The organism is Hathewaya massiliensis (assembly GCF_902143515.1).
In the GTDB taxonomy this organism is placed as follows: domain Bacteria; phylum Bacillota; class Clostridia; order Clostridiales; family Clostridiaceae; genus Hathewaya; species Hathewaya massiliensis.
Map to the genome: position 1 here is coordinate 49,803 of NZ_CABFVD010000006.1, position 26,258 is coordinate 76,060.

28 protein-coding genes and 1 pseudogene are annotated in these 26,258 nt (G+C 28.8%); 4 read left to right on the forward strand and 25 right to left on the reverse strand.

Annotated elements, in window-relative coordinates; genetic code table 11:
- Nucleotides 1-11 precede the first annotated feature (11 nt).
- The 11 genes from FNZ64_RS11390 to FNZ64_RS11440 all read right to left on the reverse strand — a co-directional run bounded on the left by FNZ64_RS11390 (nucleotide 12) and on the right by FNZ64_RS11440 (nucleotide 9,183).
- Nucleotides 12-272: a hypothetical protein gene (locus FNZ64_RS11390; protein WP_142414990.1), complete on the reverse strand. Its 261-nt coding sequence runs from the start codon at nucleotides 270-272 to the stop codon at nucleotides 12-14.
- 466 nt (nucleotides 273-738) lie between these two features.
- Nucleotides 739-1,956 (reverse strand): IS701 family transposase, encoded by a 1,218-nt coding sequence (locus FNZ64_RS11395; RefSeq protein WP_185903624.1) that lies wholly within the window; start codon nucleotides 1,954-1,956, stop codon nucleotides 739-741.
- Nucleotides 1,957-2,524: 568 nt separating this feature from the next.
- Nucleotides 2,525-3,187: a DUF6518 family protein gene (locus FNZ64_RS11400; RefSeq protein ID WP_142414992.1), complete on the reverse strand. Its 663-nt coding sequence runs from the start codon at nucleotides 3,185-3,187 to the stop codon at nucleotides 2,525-2,527.
- 217 nt (nucleotides 3,188-3,404) lie between these two features.
- Nucleotides 3,405-3,656 (reverse strand): hypothetical protein, encoded by a 252-nt coding sequence (locus FNZ64_RS11405; RefSeq protein WP_142414995.1) that lies wholly within the window; start codon nucleotides 3,654-3,656, stop codon nucleotides 3,405-3,407.
- A 116-nt stretch (nucleotides 3,657-3,772) separates the two neighbouring features.
- On the reverse strand, nucleotides 3,773-4,009 hold the full coding sequence (locus FNZ64_RS11410) for a hypothetical protein (protein ID WP_142414996.1): 237 nt from the start codon (nucleotides 4,007-4,009) through the stop codon (nucleotides 3,773-3,775).
- Nucleotides 4,010-4,137: 128 nt separating this feature from the next.
- Nucleotides 4,138-4,569 carry a recombinase zinc ribbon domain-containing protein gene (locus FNZ64_RS11415; protein ID WP_243129261.1) on the reverse strand — a complete coding sequence of 144 codons (432 nt, stop codon included), beginning with the start codon at nucleotides 4,567-4,569 and terminating at the stop codon, nucleotides 4,138-4,140.
- A gap of 61 nt (nucleotides 4,570-4,630) precedes the next feature.
- Nucleotides 4,631-5,713 carry a hypothetical protein gene (locus FNZ64_RS11420; RefSeq protein ID WP_142414998.1) on the reverse strand — a complete coding sequence of 361 codons (1,083 nt, stop codon included), beginning with the start codon at nucleotides 5,711-5,713 and terminating at the stop codon, nucleotides 4,631-4,633.
- Nucleotides 5,714-5,726: 13 nt separating this feature from the next.
- Nucleotides 5,727-6,161, reverse strand: coding sequence for a MarR family winged helix-turn-helix transcriptional regulator (locus tag FNZ64_RS11425; RefSeq protein ID WP_142415000.1), 435 nt, complete (start codon nucleotides 6,159-6,161; stop codon nucleotides 5,727-5,729).
- 473 nt (nucleotides 6,162-6,634) lie between these two features.
- Nucleotides 6,635-7,114: an NUDIX hydrolase gene (locus FNZ64_RS11430; protein ID WP_142415002.1), complete on the reverse strand. Its 480-nt coding sequence runs from the start codon at nucleotides 7,112-7,114 to the stop codon at nucleotides 6,635-6,637.
- A 66-nt stretch (nucleotides 7,115-7,180) separates the two neighbouring features.
- Entirely contained in the window at nucleotides 7,181-8,227 is a 1,047-nt protein-coding gene (locus FNZ64_RS11435) for a GHKL domain-containing protein (protein ID WP_185903756.1), read from the reverse strand.
- Nucleotides 8,228-8,442: 215 nt separating this feature from the next.
- Nucleotides 8,443-9,183: a LytR/AlgR family response regulator transcription factor gene (locus FNZ64_RS11440; protein WP_243129265.1), complete on the reverse strand. Its 741-nt coding sequence runs from the start codon at nucleotides 9,181-9,183 to the stop codon at nucleotides 8,443-8,445.
- Nucleotides 9,184-9,386: 203 nt separating this feature from the next.
- Here FNZ64_RS11440 and FNZ64_RS11445 point away from each other — a divergent pair, with 203 nt between their 5' ends.
- Nucleotides 9,387-10,508, forward strand: coding sequence for an IS4 family transposase (locus FNZ64_RS11445; RefSeq protein ID WP_142412845.1), 1,122 nt, complete (start codon nucleotides 9,387-9,389; stop codon nucleotides 10,506-10,508).
- A gap of 291 nt (nucleotides 10,509-10,799) precedes the next feature.
- Here FNZ64_RS11445 and FNZ64_RS11450 read toward each other — a convergent pair whose 3' ends face one another.
- The 4 genes from FNZ64_RS11450 to FNZ64_RS11465 all read right to left on the reverse strand — a co-directional run bounded on the left by FNZ64_RS11450 (nucleotide 10,800) and on the right by FNZ64_RS11465 (nucleotide 16,392).
- Entirely contained in the window at nucleotides 10,800-12,179 is a 1,380-nt protein-coding gene (locus tag FNZ64_RS11450) for a M20 family metallopeptidase (protein ID WP_142415008.1), read from the reverse strand.
- A gap of 159 nt (nucleotides 12,180-12,338) precedes the next feature.
- Nucleotides 12,339-13,499: an amidohydrolase gene (locus FNZ64_RS11455; protein WP_243129262.1), complete on the reverse strand. Its 1,161-nt coding sequence runs from the start codon at nucleotides 13,497-13,499 to the stop codon at nucleotides 12,339-12,341.
- 20 nt (nucleotides 13,500-13,519) lie between these two features.
- On the reverse strand, nucleotides 13,520-14,809 hold the full coding sequence (locus FNZ64_RS11460; protein ID WP_142415009.1) for an MFS transporter: 1,290 nt from the start codon (nucleotides 14,807-14,809) through the stop codon (nucleotides 13,520-13,522).
- Between the two features lie 338 nt (nucleotides 14,810-15,147).
- Nucleotides 15,148-16,392, reverse strand: coding sequence for an RNA-guided endonuclease InsQ/TnpB family protein (locus FNZ64_RS11465; RefSeq protein WP_142415011.1), 1,245 nt, complete (start codon nucleotides 16,390-16,392; stop codon nucleotides 15,148-15,150).
- Between the two features lie 102 nt (nucleotides 16,393-16,494).
- Here FNZ64_RS11465 and FNZ64_RS14730 point away from each other — a divergent pair, with 102 nt between their 5' ends.
- Nucleotides 16,495-16,653, forward strand: a complete 159-nt coding sequence (locus FNZ64_RS14730; protein WP_185903690.1) for a hypothetical protein — start codon at nucleotides 16,495-16,497, stop codon at nucleotides 16,651-16,653.
- Nucleotides 16,610-16,843, forward strand: a pseudogene (locus FNZ64_RS11470) (transposase). Before FNZ64_RS14730 ends, FNZ64_RS11470 begins: the two are co-directional and overlap by 44 nt.
- A gap of 23 nt (nucleotides 16,844-16,866) precedes the next feature.
- Here the strand turns inward: FNZ64_RS11470 and FNZ64_RS15125 are convergent.
- From FNZ64_RS15125 to FNZ64_RS11495, 6 genes are all read right to left on the reverse strand, one after another.
- On the reverse strand, nucleotides 16,867-17,046 hold the full coding sequence (locus FNZ64_RS15125) for a DUF2087 domain-containing protein (protein WP_423244952.1): 180 nt from the start codon (nucleotides 17,044-17,046) through the stop codon (nucleotides 16,867-16,869).
- The gene (locus FNZ64_RS15130) at nucleotides 16,995-17,207 is read right to left on the reverse strand and encodes a LuxR C-terminal-related transcriptional regulator (RefSeq protein ID WP_423244950.1); all 213 of its coding nucleotides are present in this window, start codon (nucleotides 17,205-17,207) and stop codon (nucleotides 16,995-16,997) included. Before FNZ64_RS15130 ends, FNZ64_RS15125 begins: the two co-directional genes overlap by 52 nt.
- Nucleotides 17,208-17,386: 179 nt before the next feature.
- A complete protein-coding gene (locus FNZ64_RS11480; protein WP_142415013.1) occupies nucleotides 17,387-17,707 on the reverse strand; it encodes a hypothetical protein in 321 nt (106 codons plus the stop codon).
- A gap of 90 nt (nucleotides 17,708-17,797) precedes the next feature.
- Nucleotides 17,798-18,652 carry an alkaline phosphatase family protein gene (locus FNZ64_RS11485; protein ID WP_142415015.1) on the reverse strand — a complete coding sequence of 285 codons (855 nt, stop codon included), beginning with the start codon at nucleotides 18,650-18,652 and terminating at the stop codon, nucleotides 17,798-17,800.
- A gap of 54 nt (nucleotides 18,653-18,706) precedes the next feature.
- Entirely contained in the window at nucleotides 18,707-19,474 is a 768-nt protein-coding gene (locus FNZ64_RS11490; protein ID WP_142415017.1) for a pseudouridine synthase, read from the reverse strand.
- A gap of 144 nt (nucleotides 19,475-19,618) precedes the next feature.
- Nucleotides 19,619-20,110 (reverse strand): NUDIX hydrolase, encoded by a 492-nt coding sequence (locus tag FNZ64_RS11495; protein ID WP_142415019.1) that lies wholly within the window; start codon nucleotides 20,108-20,110, stop codon nucleotides 19,619-19,621.
- A 176-nt stretch (nucleotides 20,111-20,286) separates the two neighbouring features.
- On the opposite strand from FNZ64_RS11495, the gene FNZ64_RS11500 reads away from it, so the two are divergent.
- Entirely contained in the window at nucleotides 20,287-20,916 is a 630-nt protein-coding gene (locus tag FNZ64_RS11500) for a DUF3267 domain-containing protein (RefSeq protein WP_142415021.1), read from the forward strand.
- A 54-nt stretch (nucleotides 20,917-20,970) separates the two neighbouring features.
- Here the strand turns inward: FNZ64_RS11500 and FNZ64_RS11505 are convergent, their stop codons facing one another.
- The 4 genes from FNZ64_RS11505 to FNZ64_RS11520 form a co-directional block, all read right to left on the reverse strand.
- Nucleotides 20,971-21,600 carry a C39 family peptidase gene (locus FNZ64_RS11505; protein WP_142415023.1) on the reverse strand — a complete coding sequence of 210 codons (630 nt, stop codon included), beginning with the start codon at nucleotides 21,598-21,600 and terminating at the stop codon, nucleotides 20,971-20,973.
- A 238-nt stretch (nucleotides 21,601-21,838) separates the two neighbouring features.
- On the reverse strand, nucleotides 21,839-24,544 hold the full coding sequence (locus FNZ64_RS11510) for an ABC transporter permease (RefSeq protein WP_142415025.1): 2,706 nt from the start codon (nucleotides 24,542-24,544) through the stop codon (nucleotides 21,839-21,841).
- Between the two features lie 2 nt (nucleotides 24,545-24,546).
- Nucleotides 24,547-25,251: an ABC transporter ATP-binding protein gene (locus FNZ64_RS11515; RefSeq protein ID WP_142415027.1), complete on the reverse strand. Its 705-nt coding sequence runs from the start codon at nucleotides 25,249-25,251 to the stop codon at nucleotides 24,547-24,549.
- A 185-nt stretch (nucleotides 25,252-25,436) separates the two neighbouring features.
- Nucleotides 25,437-26,033 carry a TetR/AcrR family transcriptional regulator gene (locus tag FNZ64_RS11520; RefSeq protein ID WP_142415030.1) on the reverse strand — a complete coding sequence of 199 codons (597 nt, stop codon included), beginning with the start codon at nucleotides 26,031-26,033 and terminating at the stop codon, nucleotides 25,437-25,439.
- Nucleotides 26,034-26,258 lie beyond the last annotated feature (225 nt).

Consider the following 26,258-nt stretch of genomic DNA (forward strand, 5'->3'; position numbering starts at 1 on the left):
TTTACTACTATTTATTCTGCATCAAAGTCAATAAAGTACTTTCTCTCTGGTGTATGTATGGTAAGGGTCGCCAAATTGATATTGTCTGCTAAAATATCCACTCTGTATTCGAACATGATGTCGTCATTTTGCTTTTTCAAGAATAAGTAACTTCCCTCTTCTTGTTCCTCGGCCTCATTACTTATTTCATCGTAAATTTTTTTGCCACTAACTTCTCCAGAATATCCTGATTTTATTATCTTTTCTTCTATTGCTTTAAAAAACTGTTCCATCTCTTTTTCGCTCTCTTTCTTTTTTATATAAGTATATCATGTTTCTAAATAAAAGTAGTCCTAACCATTATTAATGATCAAATCCAAAATCGCATTTACTTGTGATACGGTTCTCCGTAACTAGTGTAAATGAGGTTTTTCCATTTTATTCTTGTGTATATATTCTACATAAATATGGTATAATTCTAAAGTAATATTTTGAAATCCGTAGTAGGATGGCTACGGGGGTTTTGAACGTTTTATCCTCCTTATGGGCTATTGGTGAATTATTTCACTATAGCTTAGGAGGTGGTATTGGATATGTTTGATACTTTTATAAAGTGTATATCAGTTATTTATGTACTTTAGTTAGGCAATTTTAAAATCTAAATTAACTATTGTAGATAAAATATGCTTGTTAGCATATTTTATCCAAACTGAATAATAACACTTATCCAATTTAAATTTATGCATTTTTTAAAACTTCTTAAGCAATTTTTAGTTCTGATAAAATATCTTCTAGTTTAGTATTTTGTTTTAATTTTTCGTATATAAAGCATACAAGTGCTTTTGCCGTGAGGCTGTTTAGATACTTCTGGGTTTCACCTATAGTATTAAAATCTTTGTATTTGTAACTAACTCTAAATAATTCTAAAAAATTATAGATTAGGAATACTATAAGAAAATATCGTTCTATAGATAAAATGCTACGCATTCTATATTTATCAAAGGCTAAATTGCTTTTTAAATACTTATATGAAGTTTCTATACTCCATCTGTGTGAATAATATTTAATTATAGTTTCTGCATTTAATAAAATGTCGGTAGACAGCAAATATACTGGATTCTTGAATCCATCATCGGTAACTTCATAGCAAATAAGTACTTTAGCATAAGGGAATTTAGCAATATTACCTTCATAGGTATATACCCTATAGTCCTTACCTTCAACTGTAACGAGGTCTAAGGTGTTAGGACTAATAAATTTTTCAAATTCTGATAATTGTAGCGAAATTCCTAATGGAGATATTTTTCTGTTAGATTTAATTGCTCCTATTAGGTGGTAGCCCTTTGCTAAAGAAGCTTCTATTAATTTGTTATTTGTATACCATGAATCCATAAGACAATATATTTTTTCACACTTAGATGGAGTTTTAAAAGAAGTTATAAAATCTTTTGCAATATCAACCTTAGATTTAAAATTTTTCTTTAAATCTTCGCAAAATTCCTTTTTATAGTAAGGTTTATATTGTAAAGGAATGGATTTGTCATTTACAACAAAATTTGAAGTAACCACACAATGTGACCAAATATTTTTGCCTTCCGTATGAGAGTAATTATAAGATAGTCCTTGTATTTTCTTCGCAGATTCCTTGGAATTTACAGTATCATCTATAATCAAGAATCCTACGGATTTAGGTTTAATATTATGTTCAAGGAAAAAGTTTAAATAATTGATTCGATTGTTGTTTAAAAGACTATCGTCCCATTTAGAATGGCTTAAAAACCTGTAAATACAACTTTTGTCTTTTGAAGACAATACATTTTTAGCAATTTCAGATAAAGTTTTAGTGCCAGGTAAATTAATTAATCCATTGGCAATAGTGGTTAAATGATTAAATTGAGGCTTAGACATTCCATAGTTTACATCATTTAAGTAATTGTAAAGTTCATCATTAATGGATACAATATTAGTACTTGGCATACTTCTTACCTCCCGTGTTTGTATTTGTGTGGTAACTTTTATATAACACGGCAAGAGAAAGTATGCCATATTTATTTTTTGGTAGTATTACCAATTTAGATTTTTATTTTGCATAACTAAAGTTATGTAATTAGATTAATTCTGAAACATAATCTTTTTATACATCATTTAAAAATTAAGATTAAATTTCTTGGTCTTGATATAGAAGTTAAAAGCAAAGAAAAAAGTGCCCCATCCTGCAAAGAGTAGCACTTTTCTTAATTAATTTTCAATTAATTTCATCCAATAGCCCTAAAACAAAATAAATGTTCTAAGGATTGCTTAGTGTTGACGCACTAAGCTTTTCTTACTAGAATTCTTAGAAACTTGTTTCTTTAGAATTCTGTACTCCTCAGCTTGCCTGAGTGAGTTTCCTTATTTATATTATATCAAATTTTTATAAAAAATAAACCTATATAATTTTTTATTTTAAAAATTTTAATCTCAATAATATAAATTACTATTTTTAGTTTACATATTGGAATTTGGCGAAATGAAGAGCTGTTCATTTCACACAACATCCCTTACTTTATAACATTCCTCCAAGCAAGTGTAATTGTGATGTTATAAAAAACAAGATTATTCCAATACTTAAAACTGTTAAAATCTGTTTTGATTTCTCGTATAAAACAAATATAGTTGCTCCCCATAGAAGTAATTCTAAAAAATAACTTATATCAAGATACCAAAAACCAAAATTGAATGCTTGTCGTGTCATCACCATAAAAATAATTGCCGAAATACAAATTGATATAATATGCGTTCCTTTAGCATACCAACATATTGCTCCTAAGAAAGGCGATACTACGGTCATTGCAAACCAAATCATCATATATGACTTGGGATAAAATCCTACAATCATAATAGTATAGGCATAATAACTGCTTACCATCCCGACAAAGAATAAAAAGCTATTCAAGGCTGCTCGTTTGAAGGATTTAGAGTACATAGCAATACAGATTCCACTAAAGAGCCAAACACCCATGCGTGAAAAGAAGTTTCTCAAATCCAACATCTGAAGGACATATGGCAATGAATTACTGGCTGTTTCATCTAATATCTTTGATACTATGCCAAGTGCTATTCCAACTGCAAATATTAGAACAGAATATAATATTTTTTTAGTGATTGATATTGTAACTGGTTGTCTGATTTCATTGAAAAATTTCCGCATTATTACCTCACAAAACATAAATAATCTCTCCTACAAATTCCTATTTATCTATCATTTGAAAATTATTTTTCCCTTTTATTATAACATATTTTGTTAATTTATCATTACTCATGATACGGTTTTTTTAATGAAACTCCTTATCACATTATAAGTTCTGCTAGCCAAAGCAAAGGTTTGTAGCATCACTTATGGTAGGCTTCTCCATATCACTCACAAGTGAGGTTTTTACTTATAATTACATCTCTTCTATATCTACTATATAACTTATACCTATACTAAATTGCTTTTCATTATCTAATAATATATATAGCATATCATCCTCTTCCTCATCTTTAGCCAACTCTAAAAACAGTACTCTACCTTCTACTATCTTACCTTCATCATCTGTAACTCTTATCTTAGAACCTAAATCAATATACATATCCATCCCACTCATATTATTCTCTTTTGTAACCTTTATACATGGCATAATATTTGTAACTACCATTTTATTCACACTCCTTAACTTTACATATTTTATTTAAATCTATTTATATTCTCTATTACTCTACCATGATAAGCTGGGTCTTCTTCCTCTGCATCAAATATAACTGTTCTATCTATTCAAAATTCATCTAACCAACTATAATCATATGAATCAGTCAACGAAACTATAAATACTTTATGAACTGTATTTATTATTAGGTCATCCAATATTTCTTTACGTTGTTCATCTTTATTTCTACATATTGAATCTACTGGATACATTATAGAAACATTATATCTTTCATTTCTCCATGACTTTTTATTTATTGTATCTATATACATTCTCAAGTTTTCCACTTTAATTCTTGTATTCAATTTTGCTGATTTAAGACTATGTTGAAAAATACTTTCAATATTATCTTTTCCATAATACTCTTTATAAACTCATATGGTATTTCCTCACTTACATCATCTGATACTGTAACTAATAATGGAGATTTCTGTTATTCAAGAGCTTTAACCTTACTATTCAGCTCTTCTTTTCTTGTTAAAAATTCATCTCTAGTTATTATTTCATCCTCATAAGCTTCAAATATTTTTTTCTTCTTTTTATCTAATTTTTCTAGTTCATTATCAATCTTTTCTAGCTCCTTCTTAACTGGATTTATTTTTTTAGTTCTTTCCCTATTAACATTATTTACTATAGCGTTAATCATTTTTTCATTGGAGAATAGTTCTGAAATCTTACCAAAAACATACTTATTAGCTTTATCAACCATTATAGTATTAGAATTACATACTTCTGTACCTTTATTCTTCCAACTACCACAAGCATAGTATACTATTCTTTTCTTAGTTCCATCCGCTAATTTATTTGTAGTTCTCATTATCACAATTCCTGCACTACACTTAGGACATTTAAGTATTCCTGTCAATGGAAATCCCCCATCATGTACTCTTGAAGATTTTCCCTTCTTAGAATTATATCTTGCATTCTCATTTTATTCTCTCCCATTTGGATTGAATTTTTGGATTTTCATTATCTCTTATATCTATATTGGCTATCCATTTATAAGTTTTAGGCCACATTTTAAATATTCTAGCTACAAAATAAATAAATCTAAGTATGATTCTCTTCTCATTTGGAATCCATCCTCTATTTGGGATTGCTGTTATTCTGATAAGTTTTTCTTTACAGTATAAGCTATACATACCTTCTATTATACCAACTGACTTATCTCCACTTATAATAAAACTACCTTCTATCTTTTCTCCATCTTCTATATATCTTATATCCTTAATTGAAGGTGAAAACTTTACATTAACTCCTCCTCTTTTACCATCTAATTTCATACTTTTTATATAATAATCATCTTTAACACTTTCTAATTTATACTCAACGCCATTTCTACTAATACATCTGTTATTTTCAACTTTCATTCCTTCTATAAAGCTATTTGTAGCTTTATTCCATTCACAAATAACAGCTTCCTTTGAATACCGTGCAAAATACATTTTAGCGCCATCTATTCTTATAAATTTATCTAAGTTATGAATTTTATCTTCAATTTGTATATTAACTTCTGTATTATTCTGTCTTATAAAATAGAATCCATATAAAAAAAATACAGGTAATGCTACAGGATTAGCTGATGAAACACCAACTGGAGCTAAAAGACTAAATGGATTTATCTTCTTATTATCATTTTCTTTTATTTTTAGTACTATTCTTCTTTTTAATTTATCTATGAATATTAACTCTAAATCCATCCCATGTTCATCCATAATAAATTTATTTTTCTCCATATTTAAATATCTAAAATCTCCTAACCCTTTTCCAGCAACTTCAATCTTATCATTTTCATCTCTAGGTAGTTTTTTCTCCTGATAAACATCAACATAACCATCATTTCTATAGCCTAATATCCTTAATCCTAATCCAAATTCCTTATTATTTATAGATTGAGGTTCAAACCCTTTATACACTTTATCTGGATCTTTTTCAATGTTTATTAATGCAAGACTTTCCACCTCAGATATTTCTAAGTTAAATGGTGAATAAATAATATTTTTGTCCACTCCCTCACCCCTATTATTTATAATTTTCTGCTTCTTTAATAAGCAATTCAATAGACTCAGCCATATTATTAAGGTGCTGTGAATCTACATTTCTAAACAATCTATCTAAAAACTCATTTCCTTGTTTTTCTGTTGTTTCTAAATACCTCATACATTTTTCAGTTATCTGAACCATAATAGCTCTACCATCATCTAAAGATTTCTTTGTTATAATAAATCCTTTTTTCTCTAAAGATGATATCATTTGCTTTACATTCTGTCTTGTACTACCAGTAAACTTCGCTACCTCTTTAATGGTTGGGTTCTTATTCTCCATATTTAGAATCATAATAATCAAAAACCATTGTTTAATAGTAAGTTCCTCTAAAGTATTATCACCTAGTGTTTGTAGCCTGTTGGCTAGCAATAAAATCCCCCCAAAAATAAATTGTTCCTTTAATTTTCTCATCTAATCTATCACCTCGTGCATTTATGCAATATATTGCCTAATTACATTGTAACAACTTTGCCTCATTAATACAATACAAAGCTTAATTTTTATACCTCCTAATAAAGTAAGTTTATATGATGTAAATTAAATTTATAATTCTAGCAAATTCCTATTTACTTTGTACTTGAAAATCAAATTAACATTTATTTGAACTCTTCAAGTATAATATATTTTGTAAATATTCACTGTTAAACTTATAATAGTGAATTAGGTATGATATGGCATTTTTATATATAAAAATAACCTTAGGCAAATTATATACTGACTAAGGCTAAAGAACTGATTTATTTATGATATGCTCCCCCCTAAATAATACTAAAGTCCTAAATACCTTAGTATTATATGGAACTTATAGGTAGCAGAAAATATTCTAAATTATAATGATACACTTTATAATTAAATAACAGTAATTTTTAAATAGACTTATAAATTTATTGCTCTTCCGTAACAATATGTTCTACGTAATTAGGCATATTAGATAGTTTCTCAATAAAGAAATTAGGAAATGCTTTATAATTTGATAAGTCATTTATTGGCAACCAATGCATAGATTCCTTAAAACCATCTGAAAAACTATTGCTGTTAAGTTTTTGTGTTCCCCTTGACTTCATTAAAAAATAAAAAGCAATTTCATGGCAATTATACCCTTCAAGACTCCCACTACCAAGAAAGAAATTCTCATGTATAAATGCTAATCTATCAATTTCATAATGTACCCCTGTTTCTTCATATACTTCTCTTAAAACAGCTTCTTCGGCTTTTTCACCAATATGTACTCCACCACCAATTGAATAATAGTAATCATTGCTATCATTTTTAGCAAATAGTACAGATCCATTTTCAATAATTATTGCAGCTGCTCTGTATCTGAACCATCCATTTTCTTTTGTAAACCCACAATCATATTCCATAGCTCTATCCTCCATAAACAGGTTAATTTATATTCTTTCAAATTCAACTTTTTATTAATTAGTATTTTATAAGAATAAATCCTGAATAAAATATTCTTCATTTATATATGTCTCAAGCTTCAAGCTAGGATTTTTATCAATTATGCTTTTTAAAATATGAAGCCCTATTCCTCGGTTTTCGCCTTTTGTGGAAAAGCCTTTCTTAGATAAGTCTTTAAGATTTTCAATCTTATCTTTGAATGTGTTTCCAATTGCTATGTTAACTTTTCCATTTAATTCTTCTATATAAATATCTATTTTTTTCTCATGAGAATCAATTGCAGCTTCAGTGGCATTTTCAAATATTATGCCTAAAACTCTAGAAAATTCTAAATCCGACATGGCAATATTCTCTATAGTGCCTAATACAGTTAGTTTTACTTCAATTTCTTGTTTCAGAGCATTCATTATATAGTAGTAAAGAAGTGACTTTAAAGAGGAGTATTTTATATCCTTTAAGCTTAAAAAAATATTATAGTTTGTACTGCTTTTTACTTCTTCATCAACTTTATCAACTAGCTCATCAATTTTTGAATTATCAAGACCAACACCTAAGAGCATATTTTTGCAATCATGCCTGAATTCTTTAAACTTATCAACCAATTCTTCTATTGTTTCAATGTAAAGGCTCAGTTCTTCTATTACCTTTTCTTTTTCTCTTAGCTCCTTCCTCCCCCTTACACGTTCCACACTAAGTTGCCTGTTTTTAACATAAAAAATTATTACAAATATATTGATCCCTACAAACAAAATAAACTTAATTCCATAATTCAGGTTTATATTATACATGGTTTTAATAATCAAATTAATTGCCAAAATAACAAATAACCCGCTAAGATCATTATCTTCTTCATTGTCGTTTAAAAACTTTAAGGGTATATATCTCCTAAATATTCCAAAGGATAAAAGAATTGATGTTGTAATTATTATGTGTGGAATATAGTGCATATCTAGAGCTAATTTGAAATTCATTATATCTTTTGCATTAAATTCTTGTGTGGTAATAAGCACTATTCCTCCACTTATGTAGTAAGCCAATACATTAATTAATTCAATTAAAAATGAAAGTTCCAAGTTCCTCTTAGTATTCTTTCCTATTAAAACTTGAGCTAAGATAAATATTATTAGCCATGCAAATATAAAAGTGGCAAAAGGTTCATTTAAAAGTTTAAATACTCTAACCTTTAAAATAATTATTAGAAATATTAATACCACATTTAAAATATTAATATTTATCTTCTTTTCACAGTAAACTCTTATTAAATATATATGTATTAATGTTGTAATTGTTAGGTAATACATTTTCTTATTTCCTTTTCTTTTCTCTTTGAAATACTTTTTTTAATATCACCTGTCAAAACTACATATAAGTCATTACCTATTTCCTCAAGTTTTTTTACATGATTTTTGTTTACTATTGAAGATCTATGAACTTGAATAAAATCACTTGTTAGTTTTTCCTGAACTTCTTTCAAAGTCTGCCTTGTGCTTATTTCCTCTTTTACAGTATGAATAATAAGCTTTTTAGTCTGTTTATCCGTTTCTATCCACACAATATCCTGGGGTTTTACAAGGAAAACATCTGTACCTTCCTTAAATACTAAGGACCCGGTTTGAATCTTCTCCTTATATATCTTTAAATATACCTTAAGAGCTTCCTTAAGGTCCTCTTCCAATTTAAATCCTTTGTCAATAAAATCTAGTATTCTAAGTTTGTATTTAAATACATTACTTACCTGATGAATATAGGCAGTAATATATATCATCTCACCCTTATAATCATCAATTTTCCTTATTTCTCTTCCTAGCATAAGTCCGTTTTTATCTTCCTTCAGCCCAATATCTAAAATATAAAGGCAGTCTTCATAGGAGCCCAAGTTTTTAATATAGTTTATTGTTTCCTCATATTTATTAAAGGATTTAATATTGCCTTCAATATCTTCATCTGCAAAAAAATCCTTTACTATTCTTGTAATCTCTTTTATGTATTCTGCTTTATCTTCACATATTATTATGTTCAAAAGAATCACCACTCTACATTTTAATTAAGCCTGAATTAGTATAAACTATAGATTAATTCACTAGTGTTTAATTAATGGATTGAAAATCCTATTGACAATAATAACTTGTAATAAATTTCTATGTGTACCAGCAATATATAAATGAAAATAGTCAGCACCTTTGCTTTAATATAATTACCACAATCATATCGCAAAGGAGTTGCTGACTATCTATGAATAATTATATCACTATTTTTGAAAAATTATTAGATATTGTTAACTGGAACACTTTGAAAAAATCTACGTATAAGTTAGATGTTGACTATAATATAGCATCAAATCATTTGAAAACTCACCTTTACTTTCATTTAGCGAAGCTAGATAGCTTAAGGGATGTTGATGATTTTATGCAATCTGATTCTAAGCTAAAGGAGTCAATAAAAAGCGTTAGCTTGGGAACGTTGTCTAATTATAATAACTATATGGATTATAATGTTTACATTCCAATATTAAACGAACTAATTGATACTGCTTTAAAACAATTACCTGTAAATGAGAAACTTAAAAAGTTTGGAACCATAAAACTAATAGATTCTTCAACTATAAGTATGGCCAAGACTTATTTTCAGTGGGCAGAATTTCGCTCTACAAAAGCAGGAATAAAGCTTCATACAAAATTCAACTTAAGCAAAGGAGTTCCTGAGCTTATAATTGTGTCTAATGCTAAACCACATGATAGAACTAAGATGAAAGAACTTATTACAGAAAACAACTGTATATATGTCTTTGACAAAGGCTATGTTGACTATAAAAAGTTTGATGAGTTTAGCAATAAAGGAATACGCTTTATTACCCGATTAAAAGATAATGCTGCTATAACTGAAGTAAGTAAGCTTGAAATAACTTACTCTGACGTTACTCTACTAGATGATTCTATAAATATCATTGAAGATATTATTTGCTATCTTGGTACAGAAGATATTAATATGACAAAAAATCAGTATAGGGTTATCACTGTAGTTGATTCTGAAGGTCAAATACTAACCTTTGTAACTAACATATTACAATATACTAGTGAAGATATAGCATGGTTATATAAAAAACGTTGGGATATCGAGCTATTCTTCAAATGGATTAAGCAAAATTTAAAAATTAAAAGATTCATAGGACATAGCCTTAATGCAGTTATGATGCAAATTGTTTCGGCAATAATAACATTCATTATAATAAAACTAATACAAGACGTAGCCAAAACAGCCTACGGCTTATTAAAAATAAAGAGATTAATAAAACATTCAATTACAAAATTAATAGATAATATCTTGTTTTCTTGGGAGAAGTGGTTAGGTGGCTAACTGCAACTATAAAACCATATACTTCCATACAAGCTATCACTATGCGGGCAAGTCTGCCCTTTGTTATAGGAATATTATTCTATATTAGCTTAATTTAAGAATTTTACTATAAAGAATGATTATAATACAAATGTCAATGAAAATATTTTCTAAAAATTAAACACTAGTGAGATTAATTATAATATATAGTTTAACATAATCAGGCTTAATAAACCATGGTACTTTTTAAATCCAAGCAAATTACATATATTGTATTTTAAATTAAAGTTTCTCTAAAACACATAAAATTTTCTAGATTTCAATTAAGCTTTTATACTCTTTTTCATCTGTATTTTTTCTGTGTTCATTCCATGCTGATTCAAGAATCTTACTATCAATTAAAACGTCACAAGCTGTTAAAGCCATTACCTTAGCTGCCATTATCATTGCCTTAAATCCCATACCTCCTCCTGATGCTGCACATGACTGCCATGTATGTGCTGGTGTTCCAAGTGGCCAAGCTGCTGCTGAAAGCTGTGCAGTAGGTACTATATAGCTTACATCCCCAATGTCCAAGCTTCCACCTGATGTAAGATTACTTTGATTTACATTACCTAACTCATCATGTAATGCTTTTTCTACAAGGCTAGCTTCTCCACCAAAACCTTTAATAACGCTGACTCTTTGTTCCTTTGACATGGTTGATACTATTTTTTCTGCAAATTCATAGTCTTCCTTTTCATACTTTGGTGCTCCCACCAACTCCATATTTTTTTCTATTAATTTAGTTAGCTCAATATTTGCCATAAAGTCGTATGTCCCAGATAAAACTTCGTACTCTGCCTTTGTTCCTGTCATAAGTGCAGCACCCTTTGCAATGTCTATAAGCCTTTCAAGTGCATCCTTAATATCAGCTGCTTTAGGCCCACGAACAAAATACCAGCTCTCTGCAAATGGCGGAACTATATTCGGCCTTTCCCCACCATGAGTTATTACATAATGGATTCTCATTGAAGTTTTAACATGTTCTCTTAAATAATTTGCTCCAACATTCATTATTTCTATCGCATCCAATGCACTTCTTCCATTATGAGGTGCTTGAGCTGCATGAGCTGAAGTCCCATGAAATCTGAATTTCACAGAATAATTTGCATTTGTACATGCATAAAAAGGAAAATTCATATCGAATGGGTGCCAGCTAAATGCACAGGAAATGTCATTAAAAACTCCTTTTTGTGCCATGAATACCTTGCCTGAAAGCTCTTCTTCTGCAGGACAACCATAGTATCTTACTGTTCCCACAAGTCCTTCCTTTTCAATTAGCTCTTTAACTGCAAGAGCCGCTCCAAGACTCCCTACCCCTAAAAGATTATGTCCACATGCATGTCCTGCAGCGCCTTCATTTACAGGCTTTTTTTCTGAAGATACTGTTTGAGATAAGCCTGAAAGAGCATCGTACTCTCCCATAAATCCAATAACAGGTTCTCCCTTCCCATATTCTGCAATAAAGGCTGTGTCAAGACCTTCAATAGACTTTATAACAAAGCCCTTTGCTTGAAGATATTCGCTCTGAAGACTTGATGCAAACTTTTCCTTATATGCAATCTCTGGGTTATCCCATATTTTTTTAGCTAGTCCAATAAGTTCATTTTCGTATTTATCAATTATTTGAAAAATCCTATCCTTTGCCATAAACAACACTCCTCGTATAATAAATTTATAGCAGTTATTTAGCTGCCTTTATTTTTCTTAAGCTTTATCTATCCTCTTCTGTTACCTCATTCATAATATTAAAATTGAAGCACTACAATGAGGGGACTTCACGTAGTGCTTTAAAAATACTAAATTATATTATTTATTGTTTAAAAAATCTAAAGCAAATTGTACATGAAGTGCTGCACCATACTTAAGGTAATCTTCATCTATCTTAAATTTCTCATGATGCGGGAAGTATATACAGCCTTTTTCCTCATTTCCAAATCCTATATTTGCATAAACTCCTTTAGCATGTTGGAAATAATAAGGCATATCCTCTGATGCCATAAGTTTTGGTATAGAGATATTTTTATCTTCACCAAAAACTTTCGTTGCAGACTCAATTGCAAGTTCTGATAACTCTTCATCGTTATAAAGGCTAAGAGTACTTTCCTCTATAACTACATCTACCTTAATCTCATATGCATCAGCAATTGCCTTTGCATGTCTTTTTATAGCTTTGTGAACAGTTTCTCTAGTCTTTGGATTAAAGTATCTCATTGAAATATCAAGCTCTGTATATTTTGAAATTATATTTGCCTTTGTACCTCCATGGAATCTTCCAACAGAAACTACAATAGGCTCCTGTGGATCAATGTTTTTATTAACTATTCCCTGAAGCTCTGTAACAAATAAACTTGCAGGATAAACCGTATCCTTTGCAAGATGTGGCGCTGAGCCGTGGCCTGATACCCCTTCAAATTTAATGTAAATGGTATCACATCCAGACAATCTATATCCTGATGAGATATTGTACTCTCCTGTTTTTATAGTTGGCACACCATGCATTGCAAAACATCCATCTACTCCATCCATGCCACCTGCTTCAACTATTTTCTTTGCTCCCGTAAAGGTTTCTTCACCTTCCTGGAAGAAGAACCTTACTTCACCATTAATATCATCCTTCATTTCAGATAATACTCTTGCTGCCCCAAGAAGCATAGCAGTATGAGCATCATGTCCACAGGCATGCATTACTCCAGGGTTTTGTGATGAAAACTCAACCCCTGATTGTTCAATAATAGGAAGAGCATCAATTTCAGCCCTTAAAGCAACTGTTTTTCCGGCTTTAGCGCCTTTTAAAATTCCAATTAATGAAGTGCCTGATGCTTCTTTTACCTCTATTCCAAGCTTATTAAGCTCCTCAATAAGGAATTTTTTTGTGTTAACCTCTTCCCCACTAAGCTCCGGATGCATATGCAAATGTCTTCTAATATCAATCATATATTGTTCATATTTCTTAGTTCTATCAAGCACAGTAATCCCTCCTAAAAAAATTATTTTTCATATACATTTTCAGCCTGTGTTTCAGTTGTAAAGAATGAAGCAACAACGCTTACAGCAACTAATATTATTAAAACAAGATATGCTTTTTGATATCCAACTGCTGGTGTATTCTTATTAGCATCTAGTATTTTACCCATAACTACTGGTATAATAGCAGCTCCAAAGAATCCTATGCAGTTAACAACCCCAGTAGCAATTCCAGAAAATCTTCTATCATTTACTTCATTGCCTACTGTCCAGCACATAGTGAAAACTGTCATTACTAATCCAAAAATAAATAAGAAAGGTACAAGAAGAGCAACAGGCATTCTAGCATATATAAGCACTATCCATCCTAATAAAGTTAAAACACTACAAGAAGTTAATATAATTTTTCTCTTTTTTATACGGTCTGAAATATAGCCAATTAAAATACCGCCTACTGCTGAACCAATAACAGCTACTATAACATAATTTGCAGCTTGTACTTTAGTAATATCATATTTTTGCATTAAGAATGAAACTCCAAAGGTTCCTAAAAATACAACATATCCTGTATAAATTCCTATATATGCAAGTGAAATAATCCATGTTCTCTTGTTTGTAATTACTGATTTCAATGCATCAATTGTATTTATTTTTCCAGAACTCACAGGTCTATTTTCTAATTCATCCATACTTGGAAGTCCCATATCACTTGGATCATCTTTTACAAATATAGCAGTCAGTACTGCAAAGAATACCATTGCAAGTCCCATAAAAACAAAGGTTTTTCTCCATCCAAACTGTTGGCTTGCAAAAACAAGTGGTGTTTGTGCTAGTATTGCACCTGCATTTGCTGCTAATCCAGCAACTCCTATCATTAACCCAAAGTTTTTTGAATAAAACCAACGTGATTGAATTTTTATTAAGCATACAAATACTACAGATACTCCAATTCCTACAAGGAATCTACCTATATAAGCAATTATTATATTAGGTGCTAGTCCAAAAATTACTGAACCTACAGCAGCTAATAAGGAAAACATAGTTACTGTTTTTTTAGGTCCAATTTTATCTGCAAGTATTCCTGATGGTATCTGCATGATAAAATACGCATAAAAATACATTGAGCCTATATTAGCAAACTGAGCGTCTCCAATTGAAAAGGCCTCTTGCAGTTCATTCCTAACAACTCCAACACCCATACGATGAAAGGTTACAAAAACGTATACAGCTGCTAAGATTGTCCATACAACCCATCTGTAACTCTCGACTTGTTTAACCTTATCCTTATCTTGTATCATTTTTTTTGTCTGCATATATTTCTCTCCCTTAAATTAATTTATTAAAATTAATTATAACTCACCTTTTTTATAATGAAGTATAAGTAGCCCTAATGACTATTTTTTATATTTTGAATATTTAAAAAAATACGCTTAGTAACATTTTTTATTACTAAGCGTCATTAATATTTTACTGTATCTATCCCATCCATTTTCTTTAGTAAATCAACAATCATACTCCATAGCTCTATCCTCTACTATTTCTCATCTATTCCTTTACCCAATAACTATTACAATCATTTGTTCTTTCAGTGAACTACCACCGTGACAAGCAACAGTGGATTCGTGAGAGGTTTGATATTTAAGTTTCCACCTTAACAGGCAACCCTTACTCTCAACGGGGAGGACACTCTCCCTTTATCCCTCATAGTTTTCACTATTTCAGGAATACATTTTCCTTCTTTACGAAGTATATTAAGTGAGCCATTCACATCACTATTAACTAACCCAAAATTGGATTTAAACAACCCTCTAACTACTCTACGAGTTTTGTCATAGTATTTTTTATCTATTGGTTCTAAATCAAAAGCACTACAACCACTTGTATAACTTTCTTCTTTGAATTTAACTTCAATACCTTTTAATTCTGCCTTATATTTAATTTGCTCTGCAAGTCTTTGAATTGGTATTTGAACAAAAGATTTATTATAATTCATATCTTGTTTGATACCTTTAATTTTGCCTATAACTATCTTCTTTACTTTATGCTCTATTACCTTATCTATAATATTTTTACTTGTTTTATGAAGGTAATCATTAACATAGTTATTTCTATATCTTCTTAATGAATTAATCATTTTAGTATTCTTGAACTTATCAGAACCTACTTTCTTCATTTCAATGCTTTGATAATAAGCAATTTTTTTATTTACAAAAGCATTAATACCTTTAAGTTTTTTACCACAAAAAAGATAAGTTTCATTTCCATCTTTAAAAGTTAGTGTAGCAAGATTATCCAAACCTAAATCAATAGCCATAATATTAGTATTGTTTACTGGCCCTAATTCTTGTTTATTGTAGATTACAATTAAGTACCATTGCTTTAAAGAGTTATCCCACTTTATTCTAACTTGTTGCAATGCATTCCAATTTATAAGGCTTTGAAGTTTACCTGAAGCCTCAAAATTTAAAGTATTTACCTCAAATATTTTTTGCATTGCTTTAGAAAGAGATAATATTAATTTATTGTTTTTGAACCTAATAGCCAAATTAGTAAATATAATTTCATTTTTTCTATCTTCCATATTCTTAAATTTAGGTGGTTTGGGTAATCCATTATACTTATGTGCATTTACTTTAAAATCTTTAATACTTGCAAAATATGATTTCCAATTTTGCTCTAATACTTTAAAAGTGTGTTGTCTTGTATGACTATGAAGAAAATCACAATGCCAATTAGCTTTAAACATATTTTCTGTCTCTACATAAGATTTAAAACCATTTTCTCTCAATTCATAGTTAACAATGTTGTAAAGTTTTGTTGTATGGAAAGATAATTCTTCTATGATATTTAATTGTTCTACAGTAAGACTTGGTTTGAATTTAAAAGATAATTTCATTTTTTCACCTCCTTTGCATTGCTATCTATGTATTTATTTTAACATTTCATTGATACATAGTCAACTATGTGGTAAAATTAACTTGTATAGGAGGTGCTTAAAATGGCAAGAAAAAATATTAATACTACAATAGACGAAGATTTATATACTGAAATCAAAATATTGGCTATCAAACAAAAAACCAATGCTAATGACTTAATTGAAGAAGGCATGAAATATGTCATTGAAAAATACACAAACCAAGAAAACAAGCCACAGTAAATATAATATCAATTACCACATTGTTTTCTGTCCCAAATATTGCCATAATATTTTTAAAGATAAATTGGAATATGAGTTATCTAAATTTGGGGGTAGTGGTTTATGGAGTAGATGATATTATATTAGTACTGCTGGAACTGTATCTTCTGAAACCATTCAAAAGTATATACAAAACCAAAAGAACATTTAATTTTTAGGCATTTAACCTAAAAATTAAGGGCACAATTCATCCTCCGAGATAAACAACGGAGGTTTTCTTGTGCCAAATGTTATAAATCCATATTCTATTAATGCTCTTCTAATAGTTGCATAATCTTCGTATACTATTTGTAAAATTCTGTTTACTTCTTTTTCGTGTTTGATGCTATTAGTTCCATTATTGCTAAAAATAATCTTGCTTGCTTTTCTTTTTCACGTAATTTATAGCGATGATTTCTTACAGTAGACTGTGCCACTCCTTGCCTTTTAGCAATTTCTTTATCAGTTAAACCTGATGCCATAAGTACTAAGAGCTCCCTTTGAATTTGTGATATTCCTATAAATGCTGGGTTCATCCCAAGCAAATATTCTAAAATAGAACCATGCTTTTCTAATATAAGTTAATATCCTTATTTTCCAATTAAATTGCCTCCTTCACAAAACATCTATAGAAATATTATATACAAAACTCTCTAGATTATAAACCTACTCCCTTTTAACTTTGTTTCTCCATATATATGCTTCAATTAATATATTATTTAAACATATAAAATAAAAATGGTATTTCCATTTCTCCTTTACTCGCCCCACCATGCATTCCTAGAAATTTAATTTCAAATATATCTTTTTCATACCACCAAACAGTATTATTTTCTTTAGGTAGTATAACTAAATTTCCAACTCTCTCTAATAATTTTTCATTTGGCAATCCAAATAAGCCTTTATCTTTTAATTCTTCAAAGAGATATACTTCTGCTATTTCTTTTAACTCTTTTTGGAGAATCTCTTTTAACTCTATTAAATATTTCTCCTCTACATGTAAAAATAAATCTCTACAATATCCTGCTGGTGACATAATATCATTGTTTTTATTTTTCTTTAAATATTTTTCTATGTTAGGAATTAGTTTATTTATATAATATAAATTTTTAAAATCAATATCAATTTAACCGTGATCTGCAGAAATTATAATAGCGGTATTCCTAAACTTATCTTTTCCTTCCTCATAAAATCTGTCTAGATCTTTAAATAAATTATTTATAACTGACCTAAATTCTTCTGACTGATTTCCTTTTTCATGGGCTATGGAATCGATGTCATGTAAATAAACATAAAAATATTCTTTATCATCATTCTTTAATAAATCATTTGACAATGATTTAAATAAATCTTCATTTGTTTCATAATCTTTTAAATTAGCATGCCTACATGTAAATTTAGTATAGGTACTATTGTTTATATAACTAGGTTGATAAACAGTACTTTTTATACCATTATCTAATAATTCTTTAAAAAAGCTTCTTTCTGGTATAAAATCATTAGGTTTTATATTTTTATTTTTTAAAGTTTCATTTCCTTTATTTCTTGCTTCCTTAAATAAAAATGCTGTTATTATATCATCAGCTTTAGGTTCATAATAAAACCACTCATAAAGTCCATGTTCACAAACTGGTTTACCAGTTAATGCTGTTGTTACATGTGCTGTTGTAGTAGATGGAAATTGTGATGTTAATTTTGAAACTACACCCCTGTTTTCTAATTCACATAAAAATTTAGAGTTCTCTTTGTATTTATCATAAAAACACCATCCAAAGGCATCCAATAAAAAAAATACTATTTTATTAGGTCTTGGACTACTATTTCCAACAACATCACTAGGGAGTCTTTTATCTGAATTAATATTAAATAAATCTTTTATAGTTCCACAAATATTAGAAAAACAATAACTATCATACAAAGGAATTGTCATCCCATCAATGTGATTTTTATTAACTTGATTTATTGAATTTGTATTTATCATCTACTCACCCCTTAACTTTAAGTTTATTTTTAGTTTATAAAAGTTCTATTTATTTTACAGTAATACTTCAATTTCACTTTCTGTAAGTGCTCTGTAATTTCCCATTTCTAGTGTTTCATCTAATTTTAAATTTCCAACTGCTACTCTTTTTAGATATATGACATGACACCCTACTGTTTTTAACATTCGTTTTACTTGATGTTTCTGTCCTTCTGAAATAGTAAGATACCCCGATACAACTGGTTGGTTATACTTACTTTTATCTACATTAGATGAATAAAGTTCATGCTTAAAATCCTTATATAATCCTGATTTTTGAACCTTTACTTTTGCGGGCTTAGTTAATATTTCTCCTTTGTTTATATAAACCCCTTCTTCTAAAGCATTTATATCTTCCTCACTTAAAGAACCTAGTGCCCAAAAGAAATATGTTTTATCAATATGCTTTTTAGGATGCATTAATTTATGTTCAAACTCTCCATCATTGGTGAATAATAATAACCCTTCTGTATCCTTATCTAATCTCCCAACATGAAATACTCCATCCATATTAACATCTCTAAAAAAATCAAATACTGTTTTGTGAATCTTGTCTTTTTTTGCTGTAATACATCCTGCAGGTTTATTAAACATATAGTATACTTTTTCATTATAGTCTACTACTTTATCAAGATACCTGACAACATCTAATGCTTCATCAATCTCTGTGGATGGTATAACTACCACTTCCTCATTAACTCTAACTTTTCCTTCCTTAATATAAATTCTAACATCTTTACGTTTTCCTATAGCTGATTGCGCTAAAAATTTATCTAATCTCATGTTTATTTATCTTTCTCCTAAAAGTTTATAATTAATTTTTCCTTAGTTTAATGAAAATATTAGACTATGTTTAACAATAATATTTATAATAACATATTTTAAAGGAAGCTTGTTACAACTTCCTTTAGCTAATTTTTTATTTTATTACCTTTTAAACTTATATTCTTCGTGAACTTCAATTTCATTTGCTGGGTTTACTTCAAAACCTACGCAGGAAAATGAGTCCTTATAATTCAATAGATTTTTAAATCTAAATTGTTGTTTTAGATTTACTATTTTTAGTGCTTCTTCTTTTGTAAACCACTTAACTTCAAGACTTTCATCACTTGTTCTTAACTCTCCACCTTTGTATTTGCAAATAAAATCTATATTTACTATTGTAGGTATTTCTTTAACTCCGTTGTATCCTTTTTTCTTTTTTGTATTAGAATATATACCTACAATGTTAATTATCTCTACATCAACACCTGCTTCTTCCTTTATTTCTCTAATTAAAGCCTCTGGTACAGTTTCCCCTTCTTCTACAATACCTCCTGGGAATTCCCATCCTTTACGAGGATTTTTTACAAGCAAGATCTCCTCCTTATTGTTCTTAACTAAGCCCCCTGTAGCAACTATATGCGTTGGTAAAACCATGCATTTATCCCCCTTTATTAATTTTCTAATTATTGTATATTTAAACATACTACTTAAGTTATAGTTTAACTTTAAGTAAATATATAAATTTAAAGTCTCATGAACCTTTGATATTTAACTTATGTTATACTTTAATAAACATTTTTAAAATAAGCATAAGGAGTGTGTATTAAGAAATGAAATTCACAAGAAAAATTCCAAATACAGATAAAGAACTAAGTACCTATTTTCATATGAATAACTGGAAAAAACTTAAAGAACCTTCAAATATAGCTTGGGCTATTATTTTCTCATTTCCAATAGCTTATTTACTAGGTGCTTTTTCTCTATGGTTTATACATCATATTAATCCAACATTATTTACTCCACTTATACATATTCTAAAAAAAAGTAATAATTTGTCCTTTTCAATTAATTTTAATATAAGATTATTATTTAAGATCTTATATATTTTAGCGTTTATGATTATTCATGAATTAATTCATGCTATATTTATTCCAAATATTTTAGAATCTAAAAAAACTTTTATAGGAATTAATGGTGTCTTTGCTTTTGTATATACAAGTGAGCCTATTAAAAAAGCGCGTTTTATTATTATTTCTATTATGCCTTTTATTGTTTTATCTATAGTCTTTCCTTTTATGGTAAACATATTGGGATTAATGAATAACTTTATAATTTTTCTTGTCTTATTAAATGCCATGGGATCTTGTGTAGACTTTTTGAATATATTTCTTATTATGTTTCAAGTTCCAAATGGTTCAACTATTATTAATAATGGAAACGAGACTTACTTTAAAAATTAATACTATTTATAAGGCATATGACTCTAACAAAATCTTATGCCTTATATAGTATATCTATTTTTTATCAAATACCCAAAATGGACTTCCATTTTCCCCAGCATTTTTAGAACTTTCATTAAAAATCACCTTAGAATCCCATTCTTTTTTAGAATTAGGAACACTATCGGGATCATAAATTAATATTTTTCCCTCCTTTGTTATTCCTCTAAGAACTATGAAATGTCCTCCTGATGCAATTTCACCTTTATCTAAACTAACAATAATAACTTTTCCTTCTTGTAATGCTTGTAAAATTTCTTTTGTTTTATTTCTACTTATTTGTTCTGCCTTTAAACCAAAAGCATCTGCACCACTTGTCATTAAAGACCAATAAGACCCATTTCCTTCTGCTCTATGTCCATTTTCCACTGACCAATCTGCAATAACTTTAGGTGTTATGTCCTTTTGCCCTGTTAACCCTGATATAACCATAGCTAAACATGTAGGTCCACATCCTGCTCTTTTTATGGTATCAGTCTTACCGTATAATTCATTTGCCCAACGCTTATCCCTTTGACTATAATAAGGAATTTTATCATTACCAATAGGATATTCCTTAAAATAAAATGCTTTTATAAAAATAATAATGCTTATTAATAAACATAATAAAAACACTTTAAATAACTTTGAAGAAAATTTTTTCATGGTTTTATACCCCTTCTTTCTATTGTTACGCTTATAAATATTATAATCTTAATTCTAAAATTATAACAGATTTAAATTCCAAATATTTTAAATAATAGAAGTTATTAAGGTAGTAAACTTATGAAGAGACTTTCATATTAATATTTTCATCTAACATAGCCTATTTAAAAATGGGAACCTCTTAGTGAGATTCCCATTTAATACCTTTGCACCTAAATAAAATTTTGAATTTTATTTCTTACTCCATACTCTTAAGTGATTCTATCATATCTATTTCATCAAACTTCTTATACATTGCAAGGTTTACAATTATGGAAAACCCTATGGTTAACATAACTGAGTATAAAAAATATATAGGCTCTACTCTTCTTAAAAACATTAATATGTTGGTTTCTGCTGTGATTATTACAAAGTTGTTCAGCAGTATTCCTAAGACTATGCCCACTAAACTTCCTATAATTGTTAATATAATATTTTCCCTATATATATAACCTGCAAGTTCATGATTGTAAAATCCTAAAAGTTTGATTGTGGCAAGCTCTCTTTTTCTTTCATTGATATTTATATTTGTAAGGTTATAAATTACAACAAAGGCTAGAACCCCTGCTGATATTATAAGTATTAATACTACAGAATTTATACTATCAATGCTTTTATCGTAATCAAATTGAATATTGTTTTTAAAAACTACGGAGTTTATTCCTTTAATATTTGTTAAAATCTTTGAAGTATGTTCTTGGGAATTATCTGAAACACTTTTTAATAGTCCATAAAAACTATTAAACTTTAAATTTTCTCCTGTTAGTTTTTTATAATAATTAGGACTCATATATACATAATGCTGAACATAATGTTCTGTTATATCAGATATTTTAACCTTTACAATTTTATCATTAATATTAAGATTAAAATCCTCTCCTACTTTTTTATCCATTAGTTTAGAAAGTTTTTCGGTTATAATTACTCCCTCATCATTTAAATTTAATTTTTCTTCTTTCATTGTAAGGTTTATATAAGTATTAATATCTTTTTTATCTTCTGGAACTACTACATAAACATCTTCCTTAGCAGAATTTTTTATTTTAAGGGAAGCATTTTTTAAATAAGCAAATAGTGTAGATTTTATATTAGAATCACTAGCTACTTTACTTTTTATATTATTCTTTTCAGTAGAGTCTACTTCTTTACTAAGATTAGCTTGCATATTGTATTTATAAATATAATTAAATTGCTTTTCTGTAGAACCTATTACCCCACCTTTTATACCAAAGCCTGTTATCATTAGGGCTGTACAAGATGCAATGCCTATTACTGTCATAAAAAGTCTTTGTTTATATCTAAATATATTCCTTGCTGTAACCTTTCTTGTAAATCTTAGGTTTTTCCATATAAAAGGTATCTTTTCAAGTAATATAACCTTTCCAGACTTAGGGCTCTTTGGTCTCATTAAAGAAGCTGGAACTTCTTTTAATTCTTCTAAGGTCGCAATTACTGTGGACATCCCTGTAAGTAATATGACTATTATAGAAGATTGTAGTGCAAGATAAATATTAAATGGCGCTACTATAGTAGGAATAGTATAAAGGGTGCTATAAGCTTTCATTATAAGTGGTGGAAATAATCTAAATCCAATAGATATACCAATAACACTTCCTATAATACTTGCCAAAAGGGAATATATAAGGTAATGAGAAACTATAGCCATTCTTGAATATCCTAAGGCTTTAAAAGTTCCTATTTCCATTCTTTTTTCTTGAACCATTCTCGTCATAGTTGTAAGGCTAACTAAAGCCGCTACTAAAAAGAACATAATAGGAAATACTGTACCAATATTATCTATCCTATTACTATCTTCTCTATAGGTTTCATAACCCACATTCAAATTTCTCCCCATTATATACCACTTTGGTTTTTCTAAGGATTTAAGCTTCTCTCTATTTCTCTTTATTTCTTCTTCTCTATCTTTAAACTGAGCATCTATCTGTGCTTTATTTTTCTGAAGCTCTGCTTCCTTATTTTTTAACTGAACCTCATTATTTCTAAGCTGAGAATCTAACTTATCTTTATTTTTATCCTTATTCATAAGGCTTAAATTACTAATTAATTGTTCCTTAGCTTTATTTAGCTCTTCTTCAGCCTTATTTATTTTATCAGTTCCCTCTTTTAAAATATTATTGTATCTTATGTCACTTCTTTTAACTCCGAGAGTTTTTAAATCTTTTTCTATGTTTTCAATACCCTCTTTATAATTATCATTATTTAAAAGACTATTTTCCCCTTCTGTACCATGGTTTTTTACATATATTTCTGTATACACATCACTTTTAAATACTTCAGGCAATATATATACAAAGCCTTTTACAGAGCCATTTCCTATGGAACTTAATTCTCTTTGTGTTGATATATAAAGAGGAGAGTTTGCAGTTCCAACTATTTTAAATTCACTATTTTTTAAATGATTTTTTATATTACTATTATTTCCGGACTGAAGCCTTATTTTATCATTTAATTTTAAATTGTTTTCCTTAAAAAATCTTTCTTCAATAATAGCTTCCATATTATTTTCTGGTCTTCTGCCTCTTACAACATTTATCTTATTTATTCCTTCTTTATTAGGTAAGGAATTTATGTTCATAACCAGTGAATGTTTATCTTTTTCAATTATGGCATCTAAAGAATATGACCCTTCAGCAAGCTCCACTCCCTTAGTTTTTCTTATTTCTGTTAAATCATCTTTAGTAAGTCCCGCTGTTGAAACTATTTTAAAATCCATAAGATTATTATTCTTAAAATAAAGATCACCGGACTTTTTCATATCAGGGCTAGTAGCTCTAACCCCTGCATAAAAAGACACACCTACTGCTATAATAATTACTATAGATAAAAATCTAGAAAAAGTATTTTTTATATCTCTAAATAAATTTTTTAAAAATGTCTTTTTCATAATTACCACTCTATACTTTCTATTGAAACTTTATTCTCATTCTTTTTAATACTCTCTACTTTTCCATTTTTTATAGTAATTATCTTATCAGCAATTGGTGCTATAGCAGAGTTATGAGTTATAATTACAACAGTCATATTATATTTTTTAGAAGTGTCATCTAGTAATTTTAATATGGATTTTCCTGTGTTATAATCTAAAGCCCCCGTAGGTTCATCACAAAGAAGTAATTTAGGATTCTTTGCAAGAGCTCTTGCAATAGATACCCTTTGCTGCTCCCCTCCTGAAAGCTGGGAACAAAAATTATGTACTCTTCCTTCTAAGCCTACATCCTTAAGAACTTCCATAGGATCCATAGGATTTTTACAAATCTCTACTGCTAATTCTACGTTTTCTATAGCATTTAAATTTTGAACTAAATTATAGAACTGAAATACAAAGCCTATATCTTCTCTTCTATACTTTGTAAGCTGTTTTTTATTATATTTACTTATATCCCTTCCATCTACATAAATACTTCCTGAAGTTACATGATCCATTCCCCCTAGAAGATTTAATATTGTAGATTTTCCTGCTCCACTAGGCCCTAAAATAATAACTACTTCTCCTCTATCTATGGAAAAAGAAACATCATCCACAGCCTTAATCTCAACTTCACCCATGTTATAACTCTTTTTTACATTTTTTAATTCTATAAAGTCACCCATTTATAATTCCTCCCGTTTTTTCTAAGGCACATATAAGTCTATTAAAAAGCAACTCAGTATTCCCTCCAAGACTATTGCAATATATGCCCTGTGAACCCAAGTTCTCTTTTAGTTTTTTTTAATACCGTTACCTTTAAAGTAACAGTACTTTCATATCAACATTTGCCCCTATCACAGTCTTAAATCTACTCAATATCTAGTTTATTTATAATATCATCATAAAAAATACTAATCATATTAAGTATAAGTTTTTTAACCTCTTCCCCATCTTCCTTTTCCTCTAATATTATAGAGATACTTTCAACAAGACTATGTGAAACCAAATATATAATAAAATTATCCTTAAGCCTTAGCCCTTTCAAGGATAGTTCATATTTCATGGTTTCCGTAACTATTCTAGTTATAAAATCTACAAAAACACTTTTACAGTTCTCATATTTAGAACCTTGACTTTTATTAAGAAGAATAGAAAGCTCTGTACTATTTTCCATAAATATTTCCATAATATTATCTAAAAGTCCATAAAATATTTCCTCTGCTTTATGATTTATCTCAACCTTATGAAATTGACTAATATAATCCATAAGCCTATTATAAAAAGAACCTATAATATTTTCATAAAGAGCCTCTTTATTATCAAAATACTTATATAAATTTCCTACTGATGTATTAGAATTCTTAGCAATAACCCTTATAGAAGCCCCCTTGTATCCCTTTTCTTTAAATTCTTTTAAAGCTTCTTTTATTATATTATTTCTAACCTCTTCCTTTAAATATTGCATTAGAAAACCTCCGTTCTCTTTTAAGTTTATGACACTTTATTAAGCTTGTCAACAAAACATATACATATAATCAAATAATTTTGTATTGTTGGATATATCATCGGCTATGCCAGCATTTTTTACAAATTGAAATGATAGATTACATTTTCCTAATTTTTAAAAAGCTCCTTATTAAAAACAATCCTTCAAAGCAACATTTTACATTGGTTTGAAGGATTGAGCACT

Excerpts from the sequence above, each read along its gene's own strand:
- FNZ64_RS11390 (WP_142414990.1), bottom strand. The coding sequence starts at position 272 with ATGGAACAGTTTTTTAAAGCAATAGAAGAAAAGATAATAAAATCAGGA.
- FNZ64_RS11395 (WP_185903624.1), bottom strand. The coding sequence starts at position 1,956 with ATGCCAAGTACTAATATTGTATCCATTAATGATGAACTTTACAATTAC.
- FNZ64_RS11400 (WP_142414992.1), bottom strand. The coding sequence starts at position 3,187 with ATGTTTTGTGAGGTAATAATGCGGAAATTTTTCAATGAAATCAGACAA.
- FNZ64_RS11405 (WP_142414995.1), bottom strand. The coding sequence starts at position 3,656 with ATGGTAGTTACAAATATTATGCCATGTATAAAGGTTACAAAAGAGAAT.
- FNZ64_RS11425 (WP_142415000.1), bottom strand. The coding sequence starts at position 6,161 with ATGAGAAAATTAAAGGAACAATTTATTTTTGGGGGGATTTTATTGCTA.
- FNZ64_RS11430 (WP_142415002.1), bottom strand. The coding sequence starts at position 7,114 with ATGGAATATGATTGTGGGTTTACAAAAGAAAATGGATGGTTCAGATAC.
- FNZ64_RS11445 (WP_142412845.1), top strand. The coding sequence starts at position 9,387 with ATGAATAATTATATCACTATTTTTGAAAAATTATTAGATATTGTTAAC.
- FNZ64_RS11450 (WP_142415008.1), bottom strand. The coding sequence starts at position 12,179 with ATGGCAAAGGATAGGATTTTTCAAATAATTGATAAATACGAAAATGAA.
- FNZ64_RS11460 (WP_142415009.1), bottom strand. The coding sequence starts at position 14,809 with ATGCAGACAAAAAAAATGATACAAGATAAGGATAAGGTTAAACAAGTC.
- FNZ64_RS11465 (WP_142415011.1), bottom strand. The coding sequence starts at position 16,392 with ATGAAATTATCTTTTAAATTCAAACCAAGTCTTACTGTAGAACAATTA.
- FNZ64_RS14730 (WP_185903690.1), top strand. The coding sequence starts at position 16,495 with ATGGCAAGAAAAAATATTAATACTACAATAGACGAAGATTTATATACT.
- FNZ64_RS15130 (WP_423244950.1), bottom strand. The coding sequence starts at position 17,207 with ATGAACCCAGCATTTATAGGAATATCACAAATTCAAAGGGAGCTCTTA.
- FNZ64_RS11480 (WP_142415013.1), bottom strand. The coding sequence starts at position 17,707 with ATGTCACCAGCAGGATATTGTAGAGATTTATTTTTACATGTAGAGGAG.
- FNZ64_RS11485 (WP_142415015.1), bottom strand. The coding sequence starts at position 18,652 with ATGATAAATACAAATTCAATAAATCAAGTTAATAAAAATCACATTGAT.
- FNZ64_RS11490 (WP_142415017.1), bottom strand. The coding sequence starts at position 19,474 with ATGAGATTAGATAAATTTTTAGCGCAATCAGCTATAGGAAAACGTAAA.
- FNZ64_RS11495 (WP_142415019.1), bottom strand. The coding sequence starts at position 20,110 with ATGGTTTTACCAACGCATATAGTTGCTACAGGGGGCTTAGTTAAGAAC.
- FNZ64_RS11500 (WP_142415021.1), top strand. The coding sequence starts at position 20,287 with ATGAAATTCACAAGAAAAATTCCAAATACAGATAAAGAACTAAGTACC.
- FNZ64_RS11505 (WP_142415023.1), bottom strand. The coding sequence starts at position 21,600 with ATGAAAAAATTTTCTTCAAAGTTATTTAAAGTGTTTTTATTATGTTTA.
- FNZ64_RS11510 (WP_142415025.1), bottom strand. The coding sequence starts at position 24,544 with ATGAAAAAGACATTTTTAAAAAATTTATTTAGAGATATAAAAAATACT.
- FNZ64_RS11515 (WP_142415027.1), bottom strand. The coding sequence starts at position 25,251 with ATGGGTGACTTTATAGAATTAAAAAATGTAAAAAAGAGTTATAACATG.
- FNZ64_RS11520 (WP_142415030.1), bottom strand. The coding sequence starts at position 26,033 with ATGCAATATTTAAAGGAAGAGGTTAGAAATAATATAATAAAAGAAGCT.